This is a genomic window from Aquitalea pelogenes, assembly GCF_001515305.1.
Taxonomy (GTDB): Bacteria; Pseudomonadota; Gammaproteobacteria; order Burkholderiales; family Chromobacteriaceae; genus Aquitalea; species Aquitalea pelogenes.
In genome coordinates, this window is sequence record NZ_LNQV01000085.1 from 1 (window position 1) to 9322 (window position 9322).

At 62.7% G+C, this 9322-nt stretch carries 15 protein-coding genes; 11 read left to right on the forward strand and 4 right to left on the reverse strand.

The window, feature by feature from the left end:
* Positions 1-130 precede the first annotated feature (130 nt).
* The 4 genes from AWT75_RS19900 (at position 131) to AWT75_RS21775 (ending at position 2287) form a co-directional block, all read left to right on the forward strand.
* Positions 131-445, forward strand: coding sequence for a hypothetical protein (locus tag AWT75_RS19900; protein WP_062791446.1), 315 nt, complete (start codon positions 131-133; stop codon positions 443-445).
* A 118-nt stretch (positions 446-563) separates the two neighbouring features.
* Positions 564-1223, forward strand: coding sequence for a YkgJ family cysteine cluster protein (locus tag AWT75_RS19905; protein WP_062791447.1), 660 nt, complete (start codon positions 564-566; stop codon positions 1221-1223).
* A 221-nt stretch (positions 1224-1444) separates the two neighbouring features.
* Positions 1445-1984: a plasmid mobilization relaxosome protein MobC gene (gene mobC, locus AWT75_RS19910; protein WP_062791449.1), complete on the forward strand. Its 540-nt coding sequence runs from the start codon at positions 1445-1447 to the stop codon at positions 1982-1984.
* Between the two features lie 156 nt (positions 1985-2140).
* The gene (locus AWT75_RS21775; protein WP_161937787.1) at positions 2141-2287 is read left to right on the forward strand and encodes a hypothetical protein; all 147 of its coding nucleotides are present in this window, start codon (positions 2141-2143) and stop codon (positions 2285-2287) included.
* A 45-nt stretch (positions 2288-2332) separates the two neighbouring features.
* On the opposite strand, the gene virB5 is transcribed toward AWT75_RS21775, so the two are convergent.
* From virB5 to AWT75_RS19930, 4 genes are read right to left on the reverse strand one after another with little or no spacing between them, the layout of a single operon-like run.
* Positions 2333-3055, reverse strand: a complete 723-nt coding sequence (virB5, locus tag AWT75_RS19915; protein WP_062791451.1) for a P-type DNA transfer protein VirB5 — start codon at positions 3053-3055, stop codon at positions 2333-2335.
* 32 nt (positions 3056-3087) lie between these two features.
* A complete protein-coding gene (locus AWT75_RS19920) occupies positions 3088-3540 on the reverse strand; it encodes a hypothetical protein (protein WP_062791453.1) in 453 nt (150 codons plus the stop codon).
* On the reverse strand, positions 3540-4580 hold the full coding sequence (locus AWT75_RS19925; RefSeq protein ID WP_062791455.1) for a TrbL/VirB6 family protein: 1041 nt from the start codon (positions 4578-4580) through the stop codon (positions 3540-3542). The genes AWT75_RS19920 and AWT75_RS19925 overlap by 1 nt, the downstream gene beginning before the upstream one ends.
* 1 nt (position 4581) lies before the next feature.
* Entirely contained in the window at positions 4582-4872 is a 291-nt protein-coding gene (locus AWT75_RS19930) for a hypothetical protein (protein WP_062791458.1), read from the reverse strand.
* 403 nt (positions 4873-5275) lie between these two features.
* On the opposite strand from AWT75_RS19930, the gene AWT75_RS19935 reads away from it, so the two are divergent.
* From AWT75_RS19935 to AWT75_RS21905, 7 genes are all read left to right on the forward strand, one after another.
* On the forward strand, positions 5276-5935 hold the full coding sequence (locus AWT75_RS19935; RefSeq protein WP_059990319.1) for an AAA family ATPase: 660 nt from the start codon (positions 5276-5278) through the stop codon (positions 5933-5935).
* Between the two features lie 14 nt (positions 5936-5949).
* Complete coding sequence (locus tag AWT75_RS19940; protein WP_059990317.1) at positions 5950-6210, forward strand: ribbon-helix-helix domain-containing protein; 261 nt, start codon at positions 5950-5952, stop codon at positions 6208-6210.
* Positions 6211-6212: 2 nt separating this feature from the next.
* On the forward strand, positions 6213-6650 hold the full coding sequence (locus tag AWT75_RS19945) for a hypothetical protein (protein ID WP_062791460.1): 438 nt from the start codon (positions 6213-6215) through the stop codon (positions 6648-6650).
* Positions 6651-6777: 127 nt separating this feature from the next.
* Positions 6778-7044, forward strand: a complete 267-nt coding sequence (locus AWT75_RS19950) for a hypothetical protein (protein WP_161937788.1) — start codon at positions 6778-6780, stop codon at positions 7042-7044.
* A gap of 129 nt (positions 7045-7173) precedes the next feature.
* The gene (locus tag AWT75_RS19955; protein ID WP_204377129.1) at positions 7174-8214 is read left to right on the forward strand and encodes a replication protein RepA; all 1041 of its coding nucleotides are present in this window, start codon (positions 7174-7176) and stop codon (positions 8212-8214) included.
* Complete coding sequence (locus AWT75_RS22395; protein WP_204377130.1) at positions 8211-8411, forward strand: hypothetical protein; 201 nt, start codon at positions 8211-8213, stop codon at positions 8409-8411. The genes AWT75_RS19955 and AWT75_RS22395 overlap by 4 nt, the downstream gene beginning before the upstream one ends.
* A 217-nt stretch (positions 8412-8628) precedes the next feature.
* Positions 8629-9285 carry a hypothetical protein gene (locus AWT75_RS21905; RefSeq protein ID WP_062791465.1) on the forward strand — a complete coding sequence of 219 codons (657 nt, stop codon included), beginning with the start codon at positions 8629-8631 and terminating at the stop codon, positions 9283-9285.
* Positions 9286-9322: the final 37 nt, after the last annotated feature.

Genomic DNA, 9322 nt, shown 5'->3' on the forward strand with positions numbered 1-9322 from the left:
TCGAGGCCATGCAAGCGCAGCAGGCCGGGCTTCTTCGCGCGCTGGAAGGCCGTCAGGCTGGCGAAGAGGCAGCGACGCCGGCAGCGGCGACCAAGCCTGCCGGTAAGAGCACACGCAAAGGAGACTGACCATGAACCAACGCCCTCACCTTCGCGTCGTCGCCAGCAACGGCGATCGCCAGGCGGCCCACGTCCAACCTGGCCGGGACTTCGCCGACCTTGCACACAAGACGCGACGCCGGATCGGCTACCTGGTGGAGTTCGTCGTGACAGCGTGGGGCGTCGTCATGTTGCCGTTCCGAGCGGTGGCGGCGGTCTGGCGTTTCATCGTGGGCGTCGGTACGGCCATCGTGCGCGGAGTCATCAGCTTCGCCTTCGCCTGCATCGGCCTGGCGGTGGCCTCGGTGGCCTTCTACATGGTCTATCAGTTCTTCACGCGCTACTGATGTTCAGCGCGCAGGGCGCGCAACCAGGCGAAGCCTGCCCTTCCTGGCGGCTTCATCAGCCGCAGGCCCGCAGGGCGGGCCGTCGATCAACCCCACAGCGCGAAGAAGGGAGAAGACCTTGCAACCTGTAGCCATCAAGTTCCGCGACAAGCGGGACATCCGCCCACTGCCACCGATCCCCGACGAGCTGGTCGCCGGCATGCAAGAGCTGTTCGCGACCAAGATCAACTCGCGCAGCCTGACCCTGTTCGAGAAGCTGGAAGCGGTCTACGCCTTCACCGATCGCTTTAATGCCTTCGTCGCGACCTTTGCGGTGTGCCAGAAGGGATGCAATCACTGCTGCCAGATCGACGTGCAGGTGAGCCGGATCGAAGCCGAGTACATCACCTTCAAGGGTGGACCGCAGCTCGACCACCAGGGCGAAGACCGGACGACGGGCCATCGAACCGCCTGCCCCTTCATCGGCGCGGACGGTGGCTGTACGGTCTACAGCACTCGGCCTTTCAACTGCCGGACGTTTCACACGCTCGACGATCCCAAGTATTGCGCCGATGGTGATGTCGATCACCAGGTCTACGGCGCGGCGGGCAAGGGCTATGGCGTGCGTTTCTATCAGGCGATCGCTGCCTGGCTGAAAGACGTCCACGAGTCGAAGGGCTTGCCCTATCGAGACATCCGCGACTGGTTCCCGGCGCAGCCGCAGGCCCAGCCGCCGATGCTGACGGCGAAGCCGAAGCCGTCTCTGATGAGCCGCCTGATGGATCGGCTCAAGGGGTGATCGTGGATTGTGCAATCCACAGCCTCGGGCCTGCCCATGCTGCCAGCGTTGGCCGGTGGCTTGGGTGGTGGCGGTGCGCCCCTACTGAGAACGGCGGGCATCGCTTGAAATTTTCAAGAAAACCGAGGTGGTGGGTGCTAGTGCAGGATAGGCACTTGGTGCCACTTGTCAGACATCGACGCGCTTGCGGTCGTTGGTGTTGAGTGGAAGGAGATGGTCTGATGGAGAAGAAGCGAGATACCCGGATCACGGTCGATCTGCTTGAGAACAAGCAGGCGTGGCTTGACTACTGCGAGGCCCGTGGCACGACGCCGAGTGCCGCCTTCCGTCAGATCGTGCAGAGCCTTTTAAACAAGCAGGGCGAGCCCCCAGCCCTGGCCGTCGCCAGTGGCGAGCCCGAGAAGGCGACAGTTCGGAAGAAGATCAGCCTCACGCCGTCCGAGGCCGCTCACGTTGAGGCCGTGGCCCACGCGGAGGGCTTCTCTTCGACCAAGTGGATCGTGGGCCTGATTCGTTCCAGGCTGACTCATACCCCGCAGTTCGGCCAGCAAGAGCTTGAAACGCTGTCTGAGTCCAACTTGCAGTTGCTGAAGATCGGGAGCAACCTCAACCAGATCGCCAGGGCCTTGAACACCTCCCCCGAAGCACATCGGGCGGTCAAAATCGAGGCGATCGAGAAACTGGACGGGTGGATCAGGAACCACGCGAAAACCGTCTCCGAAGCAATGGCCGCCAACGTTCATCGCTGGAGGATCAAATGACCGACGTGAACGACAAGCCAGCACTAGGGCCGAACGGCGCTTCGTGGGAAGAGTTCTTCCAGCGCTTCGGGCGGGAGGACGTGCCCGACGACTTCATGACCGAGGACGATCGAGCCCAGGGACAGCAGACGCGCGACCCCTTCGAGGGTCTAGACCATGACGCATGGTTTCGCGAGCAAGTGGCGCTTGCTGGTCGAGGCCGACGACCCGGCGGCCGAATGGATCTCGAACGACCAGGCCAAAGCGGCATGGGCCGAGAAGGTGGCGAAGATCAAAGCCCGCATTGAGGGCAAGCAAGAATGAAAAAGGGCCGCGACTGCGGCCCTTGGTCTATCGCGGTGTCGGCGCTCAGTTCTTGTACTTCGCTGGTAGCTGATAGGTGATCGTCTTGGCGACGGTCGGGGTGTCCTCCGAAAGCATCTTCATCGTTTGCTCACGCAGCGCCTGATCTGCCGCCAGACGCTGCGACTGCGCGAGTGCCTGCATCACAGCGATCCGGTTAGCGTCGTTGGAAACCTGGGTGTTCTCGGCGGTGATCCGCGCTTGCAGCTCTGCGATCGCCTTCGGGTCTTGCGTCGTGTTGATCTGGCTTTGCAGTGACTGAATCTGTGCGACCCGCTGCGTGATCAGCTCCAAGGCACTCTGTTGATACGCCTGGGCCTGAGCGTTGGTGTTTAGCGCAGCTTGGCAGGCAATCTGCGTGTCCCCAGTCATGTTCTCGCAGTTGTATTTCATGGCGGCGTTGCGGATGCTTTGTGCGGCACTCGTCAGGCCGGCATAGCCGCCTTGATTGAGGCCGTTGAAGACTGTCGCCACATTGGCAGGCACGACACCTTGCAACATCGGGTTGTTGAGGATGTCACCCAGGCCGCGAGCGCCGGTCAGCGAGTTGTACTGGCTTTGGAGTTGTTGGTACTGCTGCACCATCTGCTGGTACTGCTGCTGCCACGCTGCAACCTGCTGAACGGCCTGGAAGAGGTTCGCTGAGTCGATGACCGGGATGCCGGCATGAGCGGCGTTGCCGCACAGGGCCGAGAGGATGAATGCCAGGGAGGTAATGAGCTTTTTCATGTTGCTTCTCCAATAGTGGATCTGCCCGTGCCTTAGTCGGCCTTGGGCGGGGTCTTGTTGATGAGGCTCAGGGGCCACGACCAGGCGTAGAAAAGCCTGAACCAGAGGCGGCCCGAGTAGCCGAGGCGGTCGAAGTCAGGACGGCGCGCTGCGTTGGCGGCGTCACGTGTCACCCACATTCCCGCCATCAGGTACAGCAGCGACGGGGCTGTGAGTTCAGGGGCTTTGGTCACACACCAGAACCAAACCAGCATCAGGGCGAAGTTGATGCGGTGCGGCGTCGCATGGCCTTCGCCGAACATGTTGACGAAAGCGGCCTTGTCGAGCTGTTGGTCTTCCCTGGCGCGCGTCAAGTACGAGGCCACGTTTTCTCCCTTCGCGCGTGGCTGTAGGAAGCGACGTAGCTTGCGGATCAGCAGCGCAGCGAAGGTGAAGCAGGCCACGCCGAGGCCGACTGTCGAAGCGAGTTCGTGATAGGTCATCATCAGCTCGCTGCCCTTCGGATGTTGTCGATCACCTGGCGCTGGTAGAGCGGCGTGTCGGTGCCGTAGGACGAGCGGGCATTGGCCGTGGCCGATGATGGCGTCGCGGACTGTGCTGGTTGGCGCGAGTTGCCGCCTTTGACCTCCCCTCCACCGCCGCTTCTCGATTGGGAAGACTTGCCGCTGCCGTTGAACGCGTTCGCCATCCAACGACCGACATCCTTACCAAGACCCTCGACGCTCGTACCGCCCGTCATCGCGGCTGCAATCTGCGGCATGCGCCAGACCAGAATCGCAATGACGACAGTCACGGCCAGAAGTGCCCCGGCGTCAGTCAGAACGTCATTCGTCTTTGCATTCGCCTGCACCTTGTCCGCGAACTGCTCAATCAGCGTGTAGAGCATCCCGATCGCAGCTCCAAGCATGCCTTGCAACCACGCGAAGCTGAGGGTCTGACCAAGCCAGCCCTCGAAGCGCGATTGCGTGGCAGGCCAGAGCAGGCACAGGACAAAGATGGGGCCAACCGCGAGGCACAGCGCGAGCCCTACCTTTGCGAAGACGTACATGGCGATGCCGATGACGACGATGATTAGCTGGGCGAGTCCTACGGCCAGCGAAGCAGCGAAGAGCGTCAAGTCGGGGAAGGTCCCCATCGAGCTCTTGGTCTGCAACATCTTGACCAGTTTGATCAATGGGTCCGCGATCCCGTCGATCATGCCGCCGATGGAGCCTGCGCCGCCAAAGACATCAGACATGATGCCGGGGATGGCATTGATCGCCTCGACCACTGTGGCTTGGTACTCGCCTCCCGAAAGGGCGATGCCGGCGACCATCGACACCTTGAACCATTTCCATAGCACCGTGTGCAGGGAGTCGTGAGCCTCCCCTCGCATCACGGCGTAGCCCAGGATCATCACGTAGATCGTCGTCCCGGTTAGGGCCAGCGGTGCCAGTACGCCGCAGAAGGCGGCGCTCTTGACGGTCACGAAGTTCATGAGGAGCTTGTCGATGGCTTCCTCGATGTAGGTTGCAACGCCTGGCATGTCATCCTCCCTTCTTGGCCGCAGGGGGCTTCATGTCGGTCGGCCTGGTCGTCTGCTTGCGCAGCTTCGCCAGGTAGATCGAGTCGTTCTTGGTCCCCTCGGCGGCCCACGCCTCGCGCCAGCGCTTTTCGCACGGCGGGCATTCCTTGTTCGCTTGCTCGCGCGTCTTGCCGAGCTGAACAAGCACCTTGTCGGGGATGACGTAAACCATGTCCGCCGCAGCGTCGGCCGCGATGGCTGCATGGCTCATGACGGCGATCGGCATGGCGACCACCGCGGCCAGTCTCTTCATATGAGCACTCCTTTCGAGTCGATGAACGCGCTCGATCGAGGGTGCTTGCTAAGGGGGCCTGTGTGCGAAGAGGATGGAGCTGGGTACTCGCGTCAGGACACGCCTCACAGCAGCGCTCGACCAGCGCATGGGGGTTGCTGTGACTTGGAAGGGGGTGGAGGTCTACCCACCCGCATTCGATAAGGGGAGGGGCGAAAGACCCCCTCCGGCGTTTTTCCTGATAGCGCGAATTAAGTGCGCATGGCTCCATCATGGCACAAGTGTTCGGATTGTGCAATCATTGCCTATGACTGTGTTTTAATATTAAATGACGCTCCAACGAACGGCCAACAGATGGAAGTCTCTTGTCATTGGCTAGGAAGTGTGTTTTAATATCCAAAAGATTGTTAAAGGCGATGCAGTCATGATCCTAACCATTGGCAACACGAAGGGCGGTGTCGGCAAGACGACACTCGCCGTCCAACTCGCGATCGCCCGTGCCATGACGGGGCGCGATGTCTGGCTCATCGACGGCGACCGTCAGGGCACGGCGTCTGCGGCGATCGCGGCCAGAACCGAGAGCGGGCGGGAGCCCGGAATCTCCTGCGCGCAGTATTCAGATGGGCCGGCGTTGCGCGGCCAGGTACAGCAGCAGCGGGGGAAGTTCGACGACATCATCATTGATGCCGGCGGCCGGGATTCGACCGCGCTGCGGGCTGCGTTGGTGTTGTCCGACGTGCTCTTGGTGCCGTTCGCTCCCCGTTCCTATGACGTGTGGGCGCTCGACGATATGGCCGCGCTCGTCGATGAGGCGCGCAGCGTTCGGGACGGGCTCCGGGCCTATGCCGTCCTCAACCTGGCCGACTCCGGCGAGCACTCGGCCGACAACACCGACGCCGCCGCCGCCGTGGCCGAGGTGCCGCAGTTCGAGTACCTGCCGACGCCGATTCGTCGTCGCAAGGCGTTCTCGAATGCTGGGGGCGCAGGGCTTTGCGTGTCTGAAATGAGCCCAAAAGACCCCAAGGCATGCGCCGAGCTTGATGCACTGTTTGCAGTGCTTTTTAATATCCAAAAGACCGCCTAACAGGAGTCATAGTAATGGCAATCCAGCGTAAGCCGAAGACGGCCACCAAGACGGTAGATGACTTCGTTTCCGGCGCACCAGATGCGGGTGCTTCCACGTCGGCCGACTACGAGAAGGGCATCAAGAAGGGCAACAAGCGGCAGATCACGCTGACCATCGCCCCGGACCTTCTTCGGCGTGTTGACGAGGCCGCACAGCGAACGGGGCAGGGGAGGGCGGCCATCATCAACATGGCGATCTTCCGTGCCTTGGAAGGCGACATCTTCAAGGGGTGACCATGAAGACCGCGCACTTCGAGCCTGACACCCTGATCGAGATCGACGACACGCTCGGCGGCTTCCGCAAGCTGGCGATCGTGACCGGCTCGGGCGACGGCTACATCGACCTGATCGACGAGGACGCGCCCGCCTTCCCGACCTATGAAGCCCTGTCCCCGGTGGCGATCGGCAACTCGCTGTCGTGGGGACTTGAGCTGATCGACCAAGACGCTGAGCAGGCCCGCGAGTTCATCGCGCTACAGCGCCACTTGATGGCCGCCGGCATCGACTCACTCACCTATAACCGCGCCCTCTTTTGGGCGTACCAGACACGCGCCTTGGGATTTGCCGAGGCGCTACGAGCAGGGCGCGAGGCCACCGACCGGGTGCAGCAGTCGCGCTTGCAGATGGATCGTCTCATCCGGCGCGGCCGAGCTGCGCACTTGAGACTGGTCTGACTTCACCACCCCGGCGCAGCAACGCCGATCTTTTGGAGCATCAGCAATGAAGACCACTCGGACCCGTACCAAGACACAAACGGCCCGCCCCTCCTTCGCAAGTCAGCGCGCGCTGGATTGCCTCACGATGGTCACGCTCGACGAGCTGGCCGAACTGTGCGACATGCCAGAGCGCAACCAGACCGGCCAGGAAGTCGAGGCCATCATCACACCGCATGCGACGGGCTACACCCTCGTCGCCAAGGACGCGCCTTTCAGCCTGGCCGTCGTCGATGAGAACCGCCAGCCTGTGGTGTTTCGCTCGATCGAGCAGGCGCTCGATCGCCTGTCGGAAATCCCGTATCTGCTGCCGATGGTGAAGATCGACCTGGCCGCGTGGGGAAGGGTGCACTGAGGGCTACCCGGAGAGAGGTGGCGGGGAGTGCAGCAACACGCCCCGCCGACTGTCACCTTGAAGCATCAGCAAACACCACAAAGGCAGCAGCATGAAGAATATTAACCCCGTCTCCGGAAGGAGGCGAGCATGACGAAGAGACAACAAGGCGAGCCGTTCGACGAAGCGGCTTACCGTGACAAGCTGATCGCGCACGGTCTGGACGCTGACAACGCGGCCAACCTGGCCCACAAGATGGCCGAGGCGCGGCGTAGTGAAACGTTGATCGACGAGCTGGTCGCCGAGGGCGTCAGCCAGAAAGAGGCGCACAAGCGCCGGGTGATGCGCGAGGGCAAGCGAAACGGCCCCACGAAGGCCGGCGACCTGTTCAGCGGCCTTGCAGCGACGGATTCCGGCAAAGCCGCCGCAGCTCCCGAGGCCCCGGCGCCGGCGGCCAAGAAGACCGCCAGCAAGCCGGCCAAGCTCCCGGCCGTCATCGAGCGCAAGCCGTCTACCAAGCCGGCCACGAAGCGCGAAAACGAGCTGGTGACGGTCAGCGCCGACATCATGGGCCAGTCGCCCACCGGCAACGACTTCGCCTTCATTCACTCCGTCATGTGCCAGGTCGGTTTGCCTCGCGCCAAGGTCGATGGCGAGCGCTTCATGCGCCAGTCGGGCGCGGCCTGGCTGAACGTGCAGGCCGGGTTTCTCGACGAAGGTAATGGGCCGGTCTTGCAGCCGGTGCCCTATGGCGCTATGCCGCGCCTCGCGCTGGCGTGGCTTTCGACCTACGCCAAACGCCACAGCTCGCGGGAGATCCCCATCGGTGAAAGTGCCGCCGAGTTCCTGCGGATCATGGGCATCACGGGCGATGACGGCCGTCGCTACTCAACGTTGCGCAAGCAGATGAACGCACTGGCCGCCTGCCGCTTGCAGCTCGGCTACAAGGGGCGGACGTTCAACGGCCAGCCGGTCGAGCAGTTCGATGCGTGGGTGTCGAACCGCGAAACGGGCCAGCGCGCGCTTTGGCCTGGCGTGATGCTGCTGTCGGAGAACTACTTCACCGAGCTGGTCGAGAACGCTGTGCCGCTCGATAACCGGGCGCTGCATGCCCTCAAAGGCTCGGCGCTCGCGCTCGATGTCTACACCTGGCTCGCGCATCGGCTGCATCGCATCGAGGGCCGGCCGTGATCCTGTACTGGACGAACCTGCGTGAGCAGTTCGGCCAGGAGTACCAGGGCAAGGAGGCCGACAAGGACTTCAAGAAGAAGTTTCTGATCGCCTTGCGTGCCGTGCTGGCCGTCTACCCGCAAGCCAAGGTCAAGCAGGTGACGGGCGGGCTGATGTTGATGGCCTCGCCGCCGCCGATCCCGTACAAAGGTCAGTAATCGTGTTCTCCGAGTCCGATCCGGGCTTTCGGCTTCACGTCTCGGCGATGGAGCACGGTCGTGGCTTCGCATCTGCTCACGCCGAGTTCATCGAGCACTTTGCAGCTCGTGACGACCTGGTGTGCGGCCGGCCGCTGTTCGGCTGGGATGATGGCCCTTGCGTACTTATGGATGTGGCCTGTGCGCGATGTGAAGCCGATTGTTCTGTGCGCGCCTGATGCGGCGCTCTGGCGATCGTCGCAAGCGTCACCAGTTCTTCGGCCTGTCGTTGGGCGAGGCTTTGGCTTCCTTTCGCGACTGGTCGTGTCAGTCGCAGTTCTGCCGCCGGCAGGCGCTGCTAGACCACGCTGCGCGCGTTGTCAGTACTTTGTCGCTGGATTCGCTGTCCTTGTCGGCCCCGTGCGCGCCCGACAACCTTCCTTTCGATGGCTTGGCCGAACTCGCAGGCCGGGTTCACTTCACCGTCTCTTGTCAGGTGTGCAGTAGCGTGCATCGCCGCTCGCTTGCCGAGCTGGTCGCGGGCGATCTCTGTGCTTGCAGGGTCGAGCCTTCGGGCATGAGTGCCGGCGAGGCGGCCGTCGCGGCCTGGCTGGATGCCCAGCACATTCCCTATCGCTACGAGTGTTCGTTTGCCTCGTTGGGCCTTGGCGACAAGCAGGCCCGTGCCTTGCGGTTCGACTTCTACTTGCCGCTGCAATCGGTCGCGATCGAGTACGACGGCGAACAGCACTTCCGGCCGGTCGAGCTCTTTGGCGGCAAAGAAGGTTTCTCGCGACGGCTGCTGAACGAGGTCGCCAAAGAGGCTTTCGCGCCCAGCAGATTGGGGCGGCTACCGGCCAGATCCATCAGGCTGTCGCTGGCAAAGGCCTGGTAGGCCTCATCCACCACCACCAGTCCCGGTGCGGCATCCA

Bases quoted from the DNA above. Each gene is read 5' to 3' on its own strand.
- AWT75_RS19900 (WP_062791446.1), top strand. From the start codon at position 131: ATGAACCAACGCCCTCACCTTCGCGTCGTCGCCAGCAACGGCGATCGC.
- mobC (WP_062791449.1), top strand. From the start codon at position 1,445: ATGGAGAAGAAGCGAGATACCCGGATCACGGTCGATCTGCTTGAGAAC.
- AWT75_RS21775 (WP_161937787.1), top strand. From the start codon at position 2,141: ATGACGCATGGTTTCGCGAGCAAGTGGCGCTTGCTGGTCGAGGCCGAC.
- virB5 (WP_062791451.1), bottom strand. From the start codon at position 3,055: ATGAAAAAGCTCATTACCTCCCTGGCATTCATCCTCTCGGCCCTGTGC.
- AWT75_RS19920 (WP_062791453.1), bottom strand. From the start codon at position 3,540: ATGATGACCTATCACGAACTCGCTTCGACAGTCGGCCTCGGCGTGGCC.
- AWT75_RS19925 (WP_062791455.1), bottom strand. From the start codon at position 4,580: ATGCCAGGCGTTGCAACCTACATCGAGGAAGCCATCGACAAGCTCCTC.
- AWT75_RS19930 (WP_062791458.1), bottom strand. From the start codon at position 4,872: ATGAAGAGACTGGCCGCGGTGGTCGCCATGCCGATCGCCGTCATGAGC.
- AWT75_RS19935 (WP_059990319.1), top strand. From the start codon at position 5,276: ATGATCCTAACCATTGGCAACACGAAGGGCGGTGTCGGCAAGACGACA.
- AWT75_RS19940 (WP_059990317.1), top strand. From the start codon at position 5,950: ATGGCAATCCAGCGTAAGCCGAAGACGGCCACCAAGACGGTAGATGAC.
- AWT75_RS19945 (WP_062791460.1), top strand. From the start codon at position 6,213: ATGAAGACCGCGCACTTCGAGCCTGACACCCTGATCGAGATCGACGAC.
- AWT75_RS19950 (WP_161937788.1), top strand. From the start codon at position 6,778: ATGGTCACGCTCGACGAGCTGGCCGAACTGTGCGACATGCCAGAGCGC.
- AWT75_RS19955 (WP_204377129.1), top strand. From the start codon at position 7,174: ATGACGAAGAGACAACAAGGCGAGCCGTTCGACGAAGCGGCTTACCGT.
- AWT75_RS21905 (WP_062791465.1), top strand. From the start codon at position 8,629: ATGCGGCGCTCTGGCGATCGTCGCAAGCGTCACCAGTTCTTCGGCCTG.